Origin of the sequence: Mycobacteroides sp. LB1 (assembly GCF_013449725.1) — a bacterium.
Classification (GTDB): domain Bacteria; phylum Actinomycetota; class Actinomycetes; order Mycobacteriales; family Mycobacteriaceae; genus Mycobacterium.
Genome location: NZ_JACCFF010000005.1, coordinates 90,045 through 108,048 on the forward strand (window position 1 = coordinate 90,045; position 18,004 = coordinate 108,048).

General features: G+C 64.0%; 17 protein-coding genes. 1 reads left to right on the plus strand and 16 read right to left on the minus strand.

Annotated elements, in window-relative coordinates; all coding sequences use genetic code 11:
• Nucleotides 1–8: 8 nt before the first annotated feature.
• From nuoI to metH, 14 genes are all read right to left on the minus strand, one after another.
• A complete protein-coding gene (gene nuoI / locus MLB1_RS18690) occupies nt 9–545 on the minus strand; it encodes an NADH-quinone oxidoreductase subunit NuoI (RefSeq protein ID WP_180751348.1) in 537 nt (178 codons plus the stop codon).
• Nucleotides 538–1,815 carry an NADH-quinone oxidoreductase subunit NuoH gene (gene nuoH / locus MLB1_RS18695; RefSeq protein WP_180751349.1) on the minus strand — a complete coding sequence of 426 codons (1,278 nt, stop codon included), beginning with the start codon at nt 1,813–1,815 and terminating at the stop codon, nt 538–540. Before nuoH ends, nuoI begins: the two co-directional genes overlap by 8 nt.
• A complete protein-coding gene (locus tag MLB1_RS18700; protein WP_180751350.1) occupies nt 1,812–4,229 on the minus strand; it encodes an NADH-quinone oxidoreductase subunit G in 2,418 nt (805 codons plus the stop codon). Before MLB1_RS18700 ends, nuoH begins: the two co-directional genes overlap by 4 nt.
• On the minus strand, nt 4,226–5,530 hold the full coding sequence (gene nuoF / locus MLB1_RS18705; RefSeq protein ID WP_180751351.1) for an NADH-quinone oxidoreductase subunit NuoF: 1,305 nt from the start codon (nt 5,528–5,530) through the stop codon (nt 4,226–4,228). Before nuoF ends, MLB1_RS18700 begins: the two co-directional genes overlap by 4 nt.
• On the minus strand, nt 5,527–6,246 hold the full coding sequence (gene nuoE, locus MLB1_RS18710) for an NADH-quinone oxidoreductase subunit NuoE (RefSeq protein ID WP_180751352.1): 720 nt from the start codon (nt 6,244–6,246) through the stop codon (nt 5,527–5,529). Before nuoE ends, nuoF begins: the two co-directional genes overlap by 4 nt.
• Nucleotides 6,243–7,541 carry an NADH dehydrogenase (quinone) subunit D gene (gene nuoD / locus MLB1_RS18715; RefSeq protein WP_255486021.1) on the minus strand — a complete coding sequence of 433 codons (1,299 nt, stop codon included), beginning with the start codon at nt 7,539–7,541 and terminating at the stop codon, nt 6,243–6,245. The genes nuoE and nuoD overlap by 4 nt, the downstream gene beginning before the upstream one ends.
• Nucleotides 7,541–8,227: an NADH-quinone oxidoreductase subunit C gene (locus MLB1_RS18720; RefSeq protein WP_180751353.1), complete on the minus strand. Its 687-nt coding sequence runs from the start codon at nt 8,225–8,227 to the stop codon at nt 7,541–7,543. The genes nuoD and MLB1_RS18720 overlap by 1 nt, the downstream gene beginning before the upstream one ends.
• Nucleotides 8,224–8,778 (minus strand): NADH-quinone oxidoreductase subunit B family protein, encoded by a 555-nt coding sequence (locus MLB1_RS18725; protein WP_180751354.1) that lies wholly within the window; start codon nt 8,776–8,778, stop codon nt 8,224–8,226. The genes MLB1_RS18720 and MLB1_RS18725 overlap by 4 nt, the downstream gene beginning before the upstream one ends.
• Before the next feature lie 70 nt (nt 8,779–8,848).
• On the minus strand, nt 8,849–9,235 hold the full coding sequence (locus MLB1_RS18730; RefSeq protein ID WP_180751355.1) for an NADH-quinone oxidoreductase subunit A: 387 nt from the start codon (nt 9,233–9,235) through the stop codon (nt 8,849–8,851).
• A 206-nt stretch (nt 9,236–9,441) separates the two neighbouring features.
• Nucleotides 9,442–9,837, minus strand: a complete 396-nt coding sequence (locus MLB1_RS18735) for a response regulator transcription factor (RefSeq protein ID WP_180751356.1) — start codon at nt 9,835–9,837, stop codon at nt 9,442–9,444.
• Nucleotides 9,838–9,954: 117 nt separating this feature from the next.
• Complete coding sequence (gene hisG, locus MLB1_RS18740; protein ID WP_180751357.1) at nt 9,955–10,824, minus strand: ATP phosphoribosyltransferase; 870 nt, start codon at nt 10,822–10,824, stop codon at nt 9,955–9,957.
• A 1-nt stretch (nt 10,825) separates the two neighbouring features.
• Nucleotides 10,826–11,107, minus strand: a complete 282-nt coding sequence (locus MLB1_RS18745; protein WP_005061184.1) for a phosphoribosyl-ATP diphosphatase — start codon at nt 11,105–11,107, stop codon at nt 10,826–10,828.
• A 16-nt stretch (nt 11,108–11,123) separates the two neighbouring features.
• Nucleotides 11,124–11,807, minus strand: a complete 684-nt coding sequence (locus MLB1_RS18750) for an HAD family phosphatase (protein ID WP_180751358.1) — start codon at nt 11,805–11,807, stop codon at nt 11,124–11,126.
• A 46-nt stretch (nt 11,808–11,853) separates the two neighbouring features.
• Complete coding sequence (metH, locus tag MLB1_RS18755; RefSeq protein ID WP_180751359.1) at nt 11,854–15,618, minus strand: methionine synthase; 3,765 nt, start codon at nt 15,616–15,618, stop codon at nt 11,854–11,856.
• Nucleotides 15,619–15,869: 251 nt separating this feature from the next.
• Here metH and MLB1_RS18760 point away from each other — a divergent pair, with 251 nt between their 5' ends.
• Nucleotides 15,870–16,751 carry a PAC2 family protein gene (locus MLB1_RS18760; RefSeq protein ID WP_180751360.1) on the plus strand — a complete coding sequence of 294 codons (882 nt, stop codon included), beginning with the start codon at nt 15,870–15,872 and terminating at the stop codon, nt 16,749–16,751.
• A gap of 4 nt (nt 16,752–16,755) precedes the next feature.
• Here the strand turns inward: MLB1_RS18760 and MLB1_RS18765 are convergent, their stop codons facing one another.
• Together MLB1_RS18765 and MLB1_RS18770 are read right to left on the minus strand one after the other, a co-directional pair.
• Nucleotides 16,756–17,328 carry an Mce protein gene (locus tag MLB1_RS18765; protein ID WP_180751361.1) on the minus strand — a complete coding sequence of 191 codons (573 nt, stop codon included), beginning with the start codon at nt 17,326–17,328 and terminating at the stop codon, nt 16,756–16,758.
• Nucleotides 17,325–17,942 carry a DUF3329 domain-containing protein gene (locus tag MLB1_RS18770; protein ID WP_180751362.1) on the minus strand — a complete coding sequence of 206 codons (618 nt, stop codon included), beginning with the start codon at nt 17,940–17,942 and terminating at the stop codon, nt 17,325–17,327. The genes MLB1_RS18765 and MLB1_RS18770 overlap by 4 nt, the downstream gene beginning before the upstream one ends.
• Between the last annotated feature and the right edge of the window lie 62 nt (nt 17,943–18,004).

The window sequence follows — 18,004 nt, forward strand, 5'->3', positions numbered from 1 at the left end:
CTGCGCGCTCACCTGGTGTCCCCATCGGTCTTCGGCAGGTTGCCCAGGTAATAGTCGGTGTCGGTGGTGCCCGGGTACATCGCGTGCGGCGGCGGTGTCATCCCCTGCTGCAGGGGCGCCAGCAGTTTGTCCTTGCCGTAGATGAGATCGGCGCGGTTGTCGTCGGCCATCTCGTAGTCGTTGGTCATCGTGAGCGCACGGGTTGGGCACGCCTCGATGCACAGGCCGCAACCGATGCACCGCAGATAGTTGATCTGGTACACCCGGCCGTAGCGCTCGCCGGGTGAGAAGCGTTCCTCCTCGGAATTGTCCTCGCCCTCAACGAATATCGCGTCGGCGGGGCACGCCCAGGCACACAGCTCGCAACCGATGCACTTCTCCAGCCCATCGGAGTACCGGTTGAGTTGGTGTCGACCGTGGTAGCGGGGGGCGGTCGGCTCTTTCTTCTCCGGGTACTGCTCGGTGAGCCGCTTCTTGAACATCGACGAGAAGGTCACCCAGAACCCCGCGAGGCCGTCGACCGAATGTCGCAGCAGATCAGGCATGTGCGTCCTCCTTGGCGTCCTTAGCGGTGTTTTCAGTGGTATCCAAGCTCTGCTGCCCGGGCAGCGGCGGCACCGGGAATCCGCCTGCCATGGGGTCGAACCTTTTCGACAACACGGGTTTTGGCGGTTCGGTGCGTCGGGAAAACACCCCTATCAACGCGATGCTGCCGACCGAGACGACGATCCCGGTGATCCCGAGGATGATCGACGGATTTCCGTATCCGTAGAGCGCCAGCGCCTGCACCACACCGACGATGACGATCCATATCAGCGCCACCGGGATCAGGACCTCCCAGCCCAACCGCATGAACTGGTCGTAGCGCAGCCGTGGCAACGTGGCGCGCAGCCACATGAACAGGAACATGAAGCCCCAGACCTTGGCCACGAACCACAGCGCGGGCCACCAGGCGGTGTTCGCCCCGTCGATCAGGCTCAGCGGCCAGGGTGCGTGCCAGCCGCCGAGGAACATGGTGGCCGCCAGCCCGGAAACCGTTGCCATGTTGATGTATTCGGCGAGCATGAACATGGCGAAGCGCAGCGAGGAATACTCGGTGTGGAAGCCGCCGACCAGCTCACCCTCGGCCTCAGGTAGGTCGAACGGCGCCCTGTTGGTCTCACCCACCATCGCGGTGACGTACACCAGGAAAGAAGGCAGCAGCAGGAAGACGTACCAACGTCCCGCTTGTGCCGCGACGATTCCCGACGTCGACATGGTCCCCGCCAAGAGGAACACCGCCGCGAATGTGAGGCCCATCGCGATCTCGTAGGAGATCACCTGCGCGGAGGATCTCAATCCACCCAGCAGCGGGTAGGTGGAGCCTGATGCCCAACCTCCCAGCACAATCCCGTAGACGCCTATGGAGGTGACCGCCAACACGAACAGAATTGCCACGGGCAGGTCGGTGAGCTGCAGGGGCGTGCGGTGTCCGAAGACCGATACGACCGGCCCGAAGGGGATCACCGCGTACGCGACGATCGCCGGAACCACCGAGATGACCGGCGCGAGAAGATAAATCGGCTTGTCGACCCCGGCCGGGGTAAGACCCTCCTTGAGAGCAAGTTTCACGCCGTCCGCCAGGCTCTGCAACAGCCCGAACGGACCCACCCGGTTGGGGCCGATGCGGCGCTGCATCCAGGCCAGTACCTTGCGCTCGACGAGGATGGCAACAAGCACAGTGAGAAGCAGGAATGCGAACACCGCAACGCATTTCACGAACACCAGCCACAACGGATCGATCCCGAACTGCGATAGGTCCGTTTTGCCCGTCACGGTGCCACCTCGATTCGCACCACATGCCCGAGCACAGGACCCAGCTGCTGATGCACCTCCGAACCCGCCGAACGCATGGGCACCCACACCACTCTGTCGGGCATTTCCGTTATGCGTAACGGCAGGGTGATAGAGCCCCGGGTCGGCTCCGATGTGCTGCCCACGGTCACCGAATCGCCATCGACGGCCCCGATTTCGTTGGCGGTCGTCTCCGACAGCCGCACCTCGGCAGGATGTGCGGTACCGGCGAGATACTGCTCACCGTCCTGCAACCGACCGGAATCCAGCAGCTGCCGCCAAGACGCCAGCACCGCCTCCCCTGCCTCGGCCCGCGGTCTGCCGGTCGCATGCACCGCACCCGCCGTCTGATGCGCTTCGCCCAAGTGGCTCATCAGTGTCTCCCGGGCCCCCTCCCACGGACCGATGTCGGCGAGCTCGGCGAGCGCGTCATCTCCACGCGCCAGGCCTATCGGGCGATCCATCCGCTTGGCTAGCGCGGCCAGCACCCTCAGATCATCCAACGTGTCGCTGGCGTCCAGCGCGGTCTCGAAGGACCTCAGCCTGCCCTCCCAGTTCACGAAACTGCCGGCTTTCTCCGCCACCGCCGCGACCGGAAGCACCACATCGGCAAGCTCGGTCACGGCGCCGTGCCGCATCTCGAGACTCACCACAAAGGCCGCCTTGAGCGCAGCCGTGGCCGCAAGCGGATCCGGAAGGTCGGCAAGCTCGACGCCGCCAACCACGAATGCGCAAAGACGGCTTCCAGGACTGAGCATGCCTGCGGTGTCCAGCCCCGGCATATCGGGCAACGCGATGACATTCCAGTGTTCGGCGATATTTCGCCGCGCCGCACTATCGGATACCGGGTGCCCGCCCGGCAGCAGCCGCGGTAGCGCTCCGGTTTCCAGCGCTCCGCGCTCCCCGGCCCTCCGTGGGACCCATACCAGCGTCGCACCTGTCTTCTCGACCAGCTGAGCCGCCGCCGACAAGCCCCCCGGTACCGACGCCAGTCGTTCCCCTACCATGATCACAGCCCCGGGTTGACCCAACAGATCCGAATCAGCCAGGCCCGCCAGGGTTTCCGGCTCACCGCCGGGGACGGTGGCGATCACATCCGCCGAGAGTTTGATGGAGCCGCGGCTGGCGAACGGTGCGATGGTAAGCACTTTCAGTCCTCGTTTACGCACCCCCTTACGCAGCCGCAGGAAGACGATGGGAGATTCTTCCTCTGGTTCGAATCCCGCCAACAGCACCACCGGCGCACACTCCAACGCCGCGTACGTCTGCCTCATACCGCGTCCGGCGACCGCGGAACCGAGGAACGCCGCCTCCTCGGCACTGTGCGTGCGGGCCCGGAAGTCTATGTTGTTGGTGCCCAACACCGTCCGGGCGAACTTGACGTAGGCGTAGGAATCCTCGACGGTGATCCGACCACCGGTGAGTACTCCCGAATTGGCCCCGGCATCCGCCAAACCCTTTGCGGCGGTTTCCAATGCCTGCGGCCACGACACCGCCACCAGATTCCCGGACTCGTCGCGGATCATCGGGCTGGTGACGCGGTCCCCCGCCGTGGCGTAGGTAAACGCCCAACGTCCCTTATCGCAGTTCCACTCCTCGTTGACCTCGGGATCGTCACCGGCCAGGCGCCGCAGAACCTTTCCACGCCGATGGTCGGTGCGCTGCGCGCACCCGCTGGCGCAGTGCTCGCACACACTGGGGGTAGACACCAGATCAAATGGGCGCGCGCGGAATCGGTATGCGGCTCCGGTGAGAGCACCTACCGGACAGATCTGCACCGTGTTGCCGGAAAAGTAGGACTCGAAGGGCTCGTCATCCGCGATTCCCACCTGTTGTAGCGCACCGCGTTCCAGCAGCTCGATGAACGGGTCACCGGCCACCTGCTGCGAGAACCGGGTGCAGCGGGCGCACAGCACACAGCGTTCCCTGTCGAGCAGTACCTCGGTGGACAGCGGAATCGGCTTGGGGAAAGTGCGTTTGGCCTCGGTGAAACGGCTCTCGGTGCGGCCGGTTGACATGGCTTGGTTCTGCAACGGACATTCTCCGCCCTTGTCGCAGACGGGACAGTCGAGCGGATGATTGATCAGCAGCAGTTCCATCACACCGCTCTGCGCCTTCTGTGCCGACTCGGAGGTGACCTGGGTATGGATCACCATCTGATCGGTGACGGTGGTGGTACACGCGGCCAGCGGCTTACGCTGGCCCTCCACCTCGACCAGGCACTGGCGACATGCACCCACCGGCTCGAGCAATGGGTGATCGCAGAACCTGGGAATCTGCACGCCGATGAGCTCGGCGGCGCGAATCACCAACGTGCCCTTGGGCACCGAGATGCTGGTGCCGTCGATATCGACGGTGACCAAATCGGCGGTGACGGCCGGTTCTATTACGGTCACTGTTCTGCCTCCCCGAAGACGGTGCAAGCGGCCGGATCAAAGGGGCACCCGTTCTCCAGGTGCGCCTCATATTCGCCGCGAAAATACTTGAGAGAGGACATGATCGGGCTCGCGGCGCCGTCACCGAGAGCGCAGAAGGACTTACCCAACACGATGTCCGAGATATCGAGCAGTTTGTCCAGGTCTTCGGGGATGCCCTCGCCTGACTCGAGCCGCTCCAGGATGCGCACCAACCAATAGGTGCCCTCACGACACGGTGTGCACTTGCCACAGGACTCGTGTGCGTAGAACTCGGTCCAGCGCAGTACCGCACGCACAACGCATGTGGTGTCATCGAATATCTGTAATGCCTTGGTGCCCAGCATCGATCCGGCGGCACTCACCCCCTCGTAGTCGAGCGGGACATCCAGATGCTCGGCGGTGAACAACGGAGTCGACGAACCTCCGGGAGTCCAGAACTTGAGCCCATGCCCGTCCCGCACTCCCCCGGCCAACTCCAGGAGCTGGCGCAGCGTCACCCCCAACGGAGCCTCGTACTGACCGGGAGTGCGCACATGCCCGGACAACGAGTACAGCGTGAATCCCGGCGACTTCTCCGATCCCATCGTCCGGAACCATTCGACCCCGCGCCGCAAGATGACCGGGACACTGGCGATGGACTCGACATTGTTGACGACGGTCGGGCTGGCGTACAGACCGGCGACGGCCGGGAACGGGGGACGCAGCCGAGGCTGTCCGCGTCGTCCCTCAAGTGAGTCCAACAGTGCGGTCTCTTCACCGCAGATATAGGCGCCGGCGCCCGCGTGCACCACGAGTTCCAGATCGAAGCCGCTGTCAAGAATGTTGCGGCCGAGGTATCCGGCCTCGTACGCCTGCGCCACCGCGGTCTGCAACCGCCTGATCACCGAGATGACCTCGCCACGAACGTAGATGAAGGCGTGTGCGGCACGGATCGCATAGGCGGCGATGACGATTCCCTCGATCAGGGTGTGCGGTGTCGCCAGCATCAGCGGAATGTCTTTGCAGGTACCGGGTTCAGACTCGTCGGCGTTCACCACCAGGTAGTGCGGCTTGCCATCCCCTTGCGGGATGAAGGACCACTTGGTGCCCGTCGGGAATCCGGCGCCACCACGTCCGCGTAGGCCCGCATCCTTGACCAGGGCAATGACCGCATCCGGCGCCATCCCCAATGCGGTTCGCAGACCCTGATATCCGTCATGGCGTACGTATCCGTCGAGCGTCCACGAGTCGGCTTCGTCCCAGTGCTCGGATAGGACCGGGGCAAGGATCGAAGAACTCACCGCACCTCCTCCCGCACGTCCTTGGCCAGTCGGAGTCCGGCCAGCGTCGGTCCACCCGCCTGCGCTGCAGCCACCGCGTCGGGCCGCTCATCGGCGAACCCGGCCAGAATCCGGCCCGTCTCCTTGAAGGTGCACGGCGGCGCGCCTCTGCGGGGCTCGGGGATACGGCCGCCCCGTAGGCCTTCCACGAGATCGGCTGCCCCATCCGGGGTTTGGTTATCGAAGAACTCCCAGTTGACCATCAAGACTGGGGCGTAGTCGCAGGCGGCATTACACTCGACGTGTTCGAGCGTGACCTTGCCGTCCTCGGTGGTGCCGCCGGGCTGCACGCCGAGCTCATCGACCAACCGGGCCAAGATCACGTCGCCACCCAGCACCGCGCACAGCGTGTTGGTGCACACCCCGACGAGGTAATCACCGGTCGGTTCGCGCCGGTACATCGAGTAGAAGCTCGCCACCGCAGTCACCTCTGCGAATGTCAAACCCACTTGCCCGGCGCAGAATTCGATACCCGCCTTGGTCACGTAGCCGTCCTCGGACTGCGCGAGATGCAGCAGCGGGAGTAACGCCGATCTGCGGCTCGGATACCGATCCAGGATCTCCTTGGCGTCGATGGCAAGCCGCGAAACCACCTCCGGCGGATAGCTCTTACGCCCCGCAAATCTTCCCCCGTCCTCGGGTGGACGGCTGCCAAGCTCGAGAAAGACGTCGCTCACCGGTCCACCCCACCCATCACCGGATCGATGCTCGCCACCGCGGCGATCAGATCCGCCACCATCCCGCCCTCGCACATCGCCGAGACGGACTGCAGATTCGTAAATGAAGGATCGCGGAAATGCACACGGTAGGGCCGGGTTCCACCGTCACTGACCATGTGCACACCGAGCTCGCCACGCGGCGATTCGACGGCGATGTACACCTGCCCCGCAGGCACCCGGATCCCCTCCGTCACCAGTTTGAAGTGGTGGATCAACCCCTCCATCGAGGTGCCCATGATCTTGGCGATGTGCTTGGGTGAGTTGCCCAACCCATCCGGGCCCGAGGAGAGGTCGGCGGGCCAGGCAATCTTCTTGTCGTCCACCACTACCGGTCCGGGCCGCAACCGATCCAAGCACTGCTGCGCGATCTTGATGGACTCGTGCATCTCCTTGACCCGAATCAGATAGCGGCCGTACGAGTCGCAGTCCTCGTGGGTCACGACATCGAAGTCGTACGACTCGTACCCGCAATACGGTTGTGCGCGCCGTAGATCGTGCGCCAGCCCGGTTGCGCGCAGCACCGGGCCGGTGATACCCAGTGCCATGCACCCCGTGAGATCCAGATAGCCGACGCCCTGGGTGCGCGCCTTCCAGATGTAGTTCTCGTTCAACAGATTTTCCATATCGCGCAACCTGACGGGCAGGATCTTGAGCAGATCCCGTATCTCCTGTTCCGCACCGTCGGGCAGATCCTGCGCGAGGCCACCGGGCCTGACATAGGCGTGGTTCATGCGCAGACCGGTGATCGCTTCGAAGACCTTCAGGATCATTTCGCGTTCGCGGAAACCAAGGAACATCGCAGTCATCGCGCCGAGCTCCATGCCACCGGTGGCAAGCGCGACCAGATGCGAGGAGATGCGGTTGAGTTCCATCAGCATCACCCGAATCACGTTGGCACGCTCGGGGATTTCTTCGGTGATGTCGAGCAGTTTCTCGACTCCCAGGCAGTAGGCGGTCTCGTTGAAGAATGGTGACAGGTAGTCCATCCGAGTCACGAAGGTGACGCCCTGGGTCCAGTTGCGATACTCCAGGTTCTTTTCGATACCGGTATGCAGGTAGCCGATTCCGCAGCGTACGTCGGTGACCGTCTCCCCCTCGATCTCCAGGATCAGACGCAGCACACCGTGTGTCGACGGATGCTGAGGACCCATGTTGACGACGATCCGCTCGTCAGTGGCTTGGGCTGCGGCGGTGACGATCTCGTCCCAGTCCTGCCCACCGGCCATGAGATGGATCTCGGGCTGTGCTGTCATTAGTTGTAGGACCTCCGCTGATCGGGTGGAGCGATGGTCGCACCGTGGTACTCGACCGGAACGCCACCGAGCGGATAGTCCTTGCGCTGTGGATGCCCCTCCCAGTCATCGGGCATCGCTATCCGCGTCAGCGACGGGTGATCGTCGAAGACGATGCCAAAGAAGTCGTAGGTCTCCCGCTCGTGCCAGTCCGTGGTCGGGTACACGGCATTCAGCGAAGGAATATGCGGATCATCATCCGGCACAGCCACTTCAAGCATTATCCGGCGGTTCCAGGTAATCGACATGAGCGGGTAGACGGCGTGCAGTTCACGCACGGTGTCATCGGGATAATGCACACCACTGACACCGAGGCTGAGTTCGAAACGCAGCTGCGGGTCGTCGCGCAGTGACTGCGCGACCTGCACCAGGTGTTCGGCGCGCACATGGATCGTGAGCTGATCATGGAAGACGACCACACCTTCTACGGCGTCTTCGAAGGTGACGTGCTCCTGCGCCGCGAGAACAGATTCGAGCCGGTCGACAACCTCGTCGAAGTACCCGCCGTATGGACGGTTCGAGCTCACCGGCAAGGAGATTGGCTGAACCAGCCCGCCATATCCCGAGGTGTCGCCGCTACCGCTGACCCCGAAAAGGCCGTGCCGAACCCCGATGACCTCCCCTGGGTTCTGCTCGTTACCCGTCACCGCAGCAGACCCTTCATCTCGATGGTCGGTGTAGCGGCGAGTGCTGCCGCTTCGGTCTCGCGGATGACTTCCTCACGGTGGACCCCAAGCGGCATCTGGCCGATCTTCTCGTGCAGCTTCAAGATCGCGTGCAGCAGCATCTCCGGGCGGGGCGGGCAGCCAGGAAGATAGATATCCACGGGGACAACATGATCGACACCCTGCACGATGGCGTAGTTGTTGAACATGCCACCCGAGGACGCACAGACCCCCATGGCGAGCACCCACTTCGGTTCGGCCATCTGGTCATAGATCTGCCGTAGCACCGGCGCCATCTTCTGACTGACCCGGCCCGCCACGATCATGAGGTCGGCCTGCCGCGGTGTCGCCGAGAACCGCTCCATGCCGAAGCGGGCAATATCGAATCGCGGGCCCGCCGTCGACATCATCTCGATGGCACAGCAGGCCAGTCCAAAGGTGGCAGGCCACAACGAACCTTTTCGCACATACCCAGCCAGTGTCTCGACAGTGCTCAGCAGAAATCCGCTAGGCAGTTTTTCCTCAAGACCCATGGTTCTCCCAACAGGTGTGCTTATTCGTGATGTTGCAAGGACTTCCAGCTGTTCCGGCAATCGAGCGGAGCTAATCCCAGCTCAGGCCACCGCGCCTCCATTCATACGCGTATGCCACCGACACGTTGACGATGAACAGGGCCATTGCGAGCAGTCCGAACACTCCGAGGGCCTCGAAATGAACGGCCCACGGATACAAGAAGACGATCTCGATATCGAAGATGATGAACAACATCGCGGTGAGGTAGTACTTCACGGGCACCCGGTGTCCGCCCACGGCGGCACCGTGATGATCACGGCCCATCGAATGCTGGGTGGGCTCGATACCGCACTCGTACGCCTCGAGCTTGGCGCGGTTGTAGCGGCGCGGACCCACGAATGACGAAATCCCAATGGAGAAAACGGCAAAGGCCATCGCAATGGCGCCGAGTACCAGAATCGGTACATACGCATCCATGGCAGACCAGCCTCCCGAATAGATCCATCGGGTCCCTGTGCTGGATCGGCAACATTGCCGTGTCATTCCGTGTGTGGTCGAGGGCTGCCGACCAGTACAGATGTGACCTAACAAACACACTATCGGTTGGCGCGTGATCCGTGCCACCGTTTGACAGTGTTTTGCGTAATTAAGTATCGGTGCCGGCGGGCCTTGGACGAATGAAGTCAGCAGTGCGTGGCGGCCGTCGAACCGAGCAGCTCGATTACCGTCGCGGTCAACCGCATCGGGTCGATAGGCCTCGGTACAACAGCCTCGGCACGTGACCAGTTCGCCAGCCAGCGGTCCTCTGGACGCCCCGTCAGCACAATGATCGGCGGCGGCGCATCGACCTCGTCCTTGACCTGCTTGGCCACGCCCATCCCGCCGAACGGCGTCGCTTCACCGTCGAGGATCGCGAGGTCGATACCGCCCGCGGCGAGGCGTTCGATGACCATGGGCCCGGTGGCCACCTCGACAAACTCCAGCGGCGGCAGTGCGGAATCCGGTCGTGTGCCAATTCCTTCAATTACCTTGCGCCGGACCGTGATGTCATCGCTATAGACGAGGACGTGCAGCGCCATACGGCCATGCTAGGCCGTTCCCCCGGCGAGCAGACGCAAAGTGCACAGAAATGTCGAGATACATGCGCACTAAGCTGGGGGCACCTCCCGTTTGCGGGGGACTGTTCGCAGGATGGGTTAGGCCCGGAAGAACCTGACTTCGGAGGCCAGGATGGCCTTCGCGCCGATCGCGGCCAGCGCATCCATGGTGGTGTTGACACCCTTGCGCGGGGCCAGGGCACGCACCGCCACCCACTTCTCATCGGCCAGCGGGGCCAGCGTCGGAGATTCCAGGCCGGGCGTCACCTTGAGTGCCTCGTCCAGAACCGCACGCGGGCAGTCATAGTCGAGCATCAAATACAGCTGGCCGAACACCACACCCTGGATACGCGCCGTCAGCTGTGCGCGAGCCGTTTCCGTTGCCGGGTCGGCGTTCTCCCGCTCGATCAGCACGGCCTCCGAATCGCACAGCGACTCACCGAAGGCCACCAGTCCGTGCTGGCGCAGGGTGCGGCCGGTGCCGACGATATCGGCGATCACATCGGCCACGCCAAGCTGAATGGATATCTCGACAGCACCGTCCAGCCGAATGACATCGGCCTCGATTCCCTTGGTGTCCAGATCCTTTCGGACCAAGTTGGGGTAGGCAGTGGCGATTCGCTTCCCCGCGATGTCGTAAATCGTCCAGTCTCGCCCGGCGGGCGCGGCGTAGCGGAACGTCGATCCACCGAATCCCAGCGCGAGTCGTTCGGCCACCGGTGCATCGGAGTCCATCATCAGGTCGCGGCCGGTGATACCAAGATCCAGCTCGCCCGAACCGACATAGATCGCGATGTCCTTGGGCCTCAAGAAGAAGAACTCGACATCGTTCCCGGGGTCGAGCACAGTCAGGTCCTTCGCGTCCCCACGCCGCCGGTATCCGGCCTCGGACAGAATCTCGGATGCAGCCTCGCTGAGCGCCCCCTTGTTGGGGACCGCGACGCGCAGCGCTCCATTTGAACTCGTCATGTCAGAGCTTCCGGTAGACGTCGTCGAGAGTGAGACCGCGGGCAATCAGAAGAACCTGCGCCCAATAGAGCAGCTGGCTGACCTCCTCGGCGAGCGACTCATCGCTCTCGTGCTCGGCGGCCAGCCACACCTCGCCGGCCTCTTCGAGCAGCTTCTTGCCCAGGGTGTGCACCCCCGCGTCGAGGGCGGCGACGGTCCCACTCCCCTCGGGCCGGGTTTTGGCGCGGTCACTGAGCTCGGCGAACAGCTCGTCGAAGGTCTTCACGGGTGGCGATTCTGTCACGAGCCGGCCTGGCGAGTCATATGGGTTTGCAGGTAGTCGCCGTCAGCACGTCGGCGTGCGCAAGTCGCAAGTCGTCCGGAGACAGCCCCGACAACGTGGTGACAAGCCTGCGTCGATCGGTGCCGGGCACCTGTACATGGTTCGGCACCACCAGCACCGCGCAGCCCGCGGCCTCAGCGGCCGCGGCACCGGTCACCGAGTCCTCGACGGCCAGGCAGTCGGCCGGGTCTACGCCCAGCAGGGCTGCTGCCCGCAAGTACGGGTCCGGGGCCGGTTTGGTGCGCGCCACCTCGTCACCGCATACGGTTCCAGAAAACCACTGTGTGCCAATGGTCTTCAGCGCATGGTTGGTAAGTGACCGGATGGTGTTGGTCACCAGGGCCATGGGCACCTGCTCGGCGGCGAGAGCCGTCAGCATCTCCTGGGCACCGTCACACCAGGTGAGCCCGGTTTCGAATAGCTCGGCGGTGTACTCATGCAGCCAGTCGTTCTCACGGGCCATCAGCTCGGGGTCAGGCTCCAGCCCGAACGCTGCGAACATCATCTGCATAGTGGCCTCGGCTGATCCCCCGAGTAGCGCGGTGCGCAGCTCGGGGGTCATCTCGCCGCCAAGCCTGCGGCACGTTTCGGCCATCGAGATATCCCAGAGCTTCTCCGAGTCGATGAGCGTGCCGTCCATGTCCCACAGCACCGCACGCATGCGACCAATTCTGTCAGAGGTCGCCTGCTGCCTATGACGCTGGTGCTCAGTCCTCCGGGTTGTAGCCGAGATTGGGGCCGAGCCAGCGCTCGGCTTCCTTCAGGGTCCAGCCCTTGCGCTTCGCGTAGTCGGCGACCTGGTCTTGGGCCACCCGGCCGACCACGAAGTACTGCGACTGCGGGTGCGAGAAGTACCAGCCGCTGACGGCGGCACCGGGCCACATCGCCATCGACTCGGTCAGCTCGATACCGGCCCGCTCCTTGACGTCCATCAACTCCCAGAGCGTTGCCTTCTCGGTGTGCTCAGGGCAGGCCGGGTAGCCGGGAGCAGGGCGGATTCCCACGTACTTCTCACCGATGAGCGCCTCGTTGTCCAGTTGCTCTTCGGGCTGGAATCCCCAGAACTCCTTGCGGACTCGCTGGTGCATCCGCTCGGCGAACGCCTCTGCCAGCCGGTCGGCGAGCGATTCCAGCAGGATCGCGTTGTAGTCGTCGTGGTCCGCCTTGAACTCGGTGATCTTGTCACCGCTGCCGAGCCCGGTGGTGACGGCGAAGGCGCCGACATGATCGGCCAGGCCGGTGTTCTTGGGCGCGATGAAGTCGCCCAGTGACCGGTTCGGGATACCGTCCCGATGCTCGCCCTGCTGGCGCAGGTTGAACAGCTTCGTCCTCACCTCGGTCCGGGTCTCATCGGTGTAGACCTCGATATCGTCGCCGACCGCGTTCGCCGGGAAGAAACCGATCACCCCGTTGGCCGTCAGCCACTTCTCCTTGATCAGGGTGTCGAGCATCTCCTGGGCATCGTCGTACAGCTTGCGGGCAGTCTCGCCCGACACCGGGTTGTTGAGGATGTCGGGGAACCTGCCCTTCATCTCCCAGGCGTTGAAGAACGGCTGCCAGTCGATGTACTCGCGCAGCTCGGCGATGTCGTAGTCAAGAAATTCTCGTACTCCCGTACCTTGCGCGGGCACCGGCGGCGTGTAGCCGTCCCACTCGATCGGCGTCCGATTCGCGCGGGCCTTCTCCAGCGTCAGCATCGGCCGCTCGCTCTTCTGGGCGTGCCGTTCGCGCAGGGCTGCGTAGTCGGTCTCGGTGGCCTCCAGCAGGGCCGGACGCTGCTTGTCGTCGAGCAGCGCGGCGGCGACCGGCACCGAGCGGGAGGCGTCCTTGACCCAGACCACCGGACCGCTACGACGCGGTGACACCTTCACCGCCGTGTGAGCGCGCGAGGTGGTCGCGCCACCGATCAGCAGCGGGATCTGCAGATCCTGACGCTCCATCTCGACGGCGAAGTTGACCATCTCGTCAAGGGACGGGGTGATCAGGCCGGACAGCCCGATGATGTCGGCCTTGTGCTCCAACGCCGCGTCCAGGATCTTCTGGGCAGGCACCATCACACCGAGGTCGATCACCTTGTAGTTGTTGCACTGCAGGACGACCCCGACGATGTTCTTGCCGATGTCGTGGACGTCGCCCTTGACGGTCGCCATGATGATCGTGCCGTTGGTGTCCTCGGTTGAAGTGTCGCCGGAGCGTTCCTTCTCCTCCTCGATGAACGGCAGCAGGTAGGCAACAGCCTTCTTCATCACCCGGGCGGACTTCACGACCTGGGGCAGGAACATCTTGCCTGCGCCGAAAAGGTCACCGACGACGTTCATACCGTCCATCAGCGGGCCCTCGATCACCTCGATCGGGCGACCGCCTGCGCCGGCGATCTCGGCCCGCAATTCCTCTGTGTCGGACTCGACGTCGGCGTCGATGCCCTTGACCAGGGCGTGTGTGATGCGCTCGCGGACCGGGAGGCTGCGCCACTCGGCGGCCACCGGGTCCTCGGCCTTCTCTGAGCTGTTGAACCGTTCAGCGATCTCCAGGAGCCGCTCGGCCGCGTCCTCGCGACGGTTCAGGACGACGTCCTCGATCCGGTCCCGCAGCTCGGGGTCGATCGAGTCGTAGGGCACCAGCGCACCCGCGTTGACGATGCCCATGTCCAAACCGGCCTTGATGGCGTGGAACAGGAACACCGCGTGGATCGCCTCGCGGACGGGGTTGTTGCCCCGGAACGAGAACGACACGTTCGAGATACCGCCGGAGATGTGCACCCCGGGCAGGTTCTCCTTGATCCAGGCGCAGGCCTCGATGAAGTCGATCCCGTACGTCGCGTGCTCCTCGATACCGGTCGCCAGCGCAAAGCAGTTCGGGTCGAAGATGATGTCCTCGGCTGGGAATCCGACCTCTTCGGTCAGGATCCGGTAGGCGCGCCCGCAGATCTCCTTGCGGCGCTCCAGGTTATCGGCCTGCCCCTGCTCGTCGAAGGCCATCACGACGACGGCGGCACCGTACTTGCGGCACAGCCGTGCCTCGCGGATGAACTTCTCCTCGCCCTCCTTCATGGAGATCGAGTTGACGATCGGCTTGCCCTGCACGTTCTTCAGGCCGGCCTCGATGACCTCCCATTTCGAGGAGTCGATCATCACCGGGACGCGGCTGATATCCGGCTCGGCAGCGATCAGCTTGGTGAACCGGTCCATCGCGGCGACGCCGTCGATCATGCCTTCGTCCATGTTGATGTCGATGACCTGCGCACCGACCTCGACCTGCTGCAGCGCGACCGACAGCGCGGTGTCGTAGTCCTCGGCCTTGATCAGGTTGCGGAACCGGGCGGAGCCGGTGATGTTGGTGCGCTCACCGATGTTCACGAACAGCGAGTCGTCAGTGATGTTGAGCGGTTCCAGGCCCGAGAGCCGGGTGGCCAACTCGATCTCCGGCAGCTCGCGCGGCGCTTTACCCTCGACGACCTTGGCGATCTCGGCGATGTGCGGCGGCGCCGTGCCGCAGCAGCCACCGACCAAGTTGACCAGTCCGGCCTCGGCGAATTCGGCGATGTAGCCGGCCTGGGCCTCCGGAGACTCGTCGTACTCGCCGAAGGCGTTGGGCAGGCCGGCGTTCGGGTAGCAGGACACGAAGGTGTCCGCGATGCGCGCCACCTCGGCGATATAGGGCCTCATCTCCGGCGCACCCAGCGCGCAGTTGAGGCCGACCGCGATCGGCTTCGCATGCCTGATCGCGTTCCAGAACGCCTCGGTGACCTGACCGGACAGCGTCCGGCCGGAGGCATCGGTGATGGTGCCCGAGATGATCACCGGCCAGCGACGTTCGCGTTCCTCGAACAGCGTCTCGACGGCGAACACCGCCGCCTTGGCGTTCAGCGAATCGAAGATCGTCTCGATGATGATCAGGTCGGAGCCACCGTCGACAAGTCCGTTGAGGGCTTCGAGGTAGGCGGCGACAAGCTGGTCGTAGGAGACGTTGCGGGCGCCGGGGTCGTTGACGTCCGGCGAGATCGACGCGGTCCGCGTCGTCGGTCCGAGGGCTCCGGCGACGTATCGGGGCTTGTCCGGGGTCCTGAACTCATCGCAGGCAGCGCGCGCCAGGGCAGCTCCGGCGTAGTTCAGCTCGTAGCTGAGGTCGGCCATGTCGTAGTCCGAGAGCGAGACCGCGTTCGCGTTGAACGTGTTCGTCTCAAGGATGTCGGCGCCCGCCTCCAGGTACTCGCGGTGGATTCCCTCGATGATGTGCGGCTGCGTCAGGTTGAGCAGGTCGTTGTTGCCCTGCAGCGCGGTCGGCCATTCCATGAACCGCTCACCGCGGTAACCCTCTTCGTCCGGGCGGTCGCGCTGGATCGCGGTGCCCATCGCGCCGTCGATAACCATGATCCGCCGGCGCAGCGCTGCGGTCAGTTCATCGGTGCAGTCGGGGCGGACGTTCGACACAAAGCTGTCCGGCGCAGAGAGGTCCGACTTCGCGGCGTTCACAGGGCACTCCTTCCGTAGCGGAAGGCGTCCTTAACTCTGCCGAGCGTGGCGGTCACGGGCTGTGATCCGGAACCGTTGCAACGCCTCTCGACCAGATGGAGTCTACGTCGTCACGCAACAGTCGTGCCAACGCCCAATGTGTCGTGCGGCTTTCTATGAGGGGCGGTCATATCAACAATGTGATCCGGCTATCCAATCCATTCTCCGCCCGCCGCGGCTCGTCCCCGTCACGCAGGGCTTACGCTGGCACCGTGACCCTGTCGGATACCGCCCAGAACGGCCTGCCCGTGCTGCGCGACCCGGTGGTGGTTGCCGCGTTTGAGGGGTGGAATGACGCCGGCGATGCGGCCAGCGCCGCGCTGGAGCACCTGGACACCACCTGGCAGGCCACTCCGTTGATGACCATCGACGATGAGGACTACTACGACTACCAGGTCAATCGTCCCATCGTGCGGCTGGTCGAGGGCGTCACCCGTGAGCTCGAGTGGCCCGGCATGCACATCTCCTACTGCTCACCCCCCGGCTCACAGCGCGATGTGGTTCTGATGCACGGCGTCGAGCCGAATATGCGCTGGCGCACCTTCTGCAACCGCTTGCTGGCCATCGCGGACCGCCTCAACGTATCGACGGTGGTGATCCTGGGTGCGCTGCTGGCCGATACTCCGCATACGCGGCCGGTGCCCGTGAGCGGGACCGCCTACTCCCCCGACGCAGCCAAGTTTTTCGGCCTGGAGGAGACACGATACGAAGGCCCCACCGGTATCGCCGGGGTCTTCCAGGACGCCTGTGTGAACGCCGGGATACCGGCTGTCGCGTTCTGGGCCGCGGTCCCGCACTACGTATCGCAACCACCCAATCCGAAGGCGACGGTCGCGCTGCTTCAGCGCGTCGAGGACGTGCTCGATGTGGAGGTACCGCTCGGAGATCTGCCCGAGCAGGCCGAGGAGTGGGAGCAGGCGGTCACCGAGATGACCACGGACGACGAGGAAATCGCCGAGTACGTGCAGTCGCTCGAAGAACGCGGCGACGCCGAGGTGGATACGACCGAGATTCTCAGCAAGATCGACGGGGACGCCCTGGCCGCCGAGTTCGAGCGGTATCTCCGACGGCGCGGACCCCGATTCGGGGGCTGACCCGCTAGACGTACTCGAGCTTGCCGCCCAGCCAGCGTCCGTCGACGAGCTCCATGGTGACCTTCATCCGGCTCTTGTCGACACGTGGGTCCGGGCGTTGGTTGTTTGTGATGGTCTGATCCACCGCGAGCAGGACCACAACCTTCTTGTCGGGCATGTCCGCAGTATCGGACTGCACTGCCGAGGCGACGACCCTGCCGCTCGCGATGGCATGGTTGTCAACGAGTAGTTGGCGCAGTCGCACACTGGCCTTAGCGAATTCGTCCTTCAGTTCTCCGGTGGATTGTTCAAGAACCTCGGCGAAGTTCGCGTCGATGTTGTACGGGTCGATCGAGGTAAGCACCACGACTAACGACTCGGCTGCGCGGCGGCCGTCCTCGCGCGTCTGGCGGATCTGGCGGTCGCGCTCGAACTCGGCGCGCTCCTGCGCAGTGGCCTGGCGTTCGGTGCTCAATGTCCGGCCGTCGCGAGAAAGCTTCCAGCCCAAGGCTCCGCACGCACACGACGCGACAACGGCGGCGCCGACCAAGAGACTGGCCGCAACGATTCGTATCTGGTTGCGCGATGACGGCGTCACAGCAGCTCGAAATTGCTCGTGAGCCAACGACCATCGGCCTTCTCCATGGTGACGGTCGGACGGCTCCGGTCCATACGCGCGTCCGGAACGGCGGTGTTCGTGACCGATTGGTCGACGAAAAGCAGCAACGTGACCTTGTTGGCGGTTTCGGACTGAATCGCCGAGTCGACCACGATGCCGGTCGCCACGGCCCGGTTCTCAACAAGAACCTGCCGCAACTGGGCGCTGCTGCTGCTGTACTTCGCTTTGAATTCACCGGTCGAATTCGCGAGTACCTTGGAGGTGTTCCGATCAGGGTCCTTGTAGTCCACGTTGATCAGCAACCCGGCAAATTCAATGGCCGCCTTCTGTGCTTCCGCGCCTGCCGTGTGCGCCTCCCCATTACGCAGGAATTCGGCGTATTGGGTCGACGCGGCGGACCGCGCCTCTCGTCCAGCCGAGATCGCCCGCTGATCGCCGACCACCTTCCACCCGAGATACCCACACACAACCAGCGCCACCACGGCAATCACACCTGCGACGATGATCGTCACGGTGGCCCAGCGGCTCGACGAGGGCGCAGAGTGCGCGTCGTTCGGGTACGGCATCGGCTCCGCCACCCATTGCTGATTCACAAACACCCCCGCCTGTCCACAATATGTTTAACGCAATCTACAGCAAACTCGGAATTCACAAG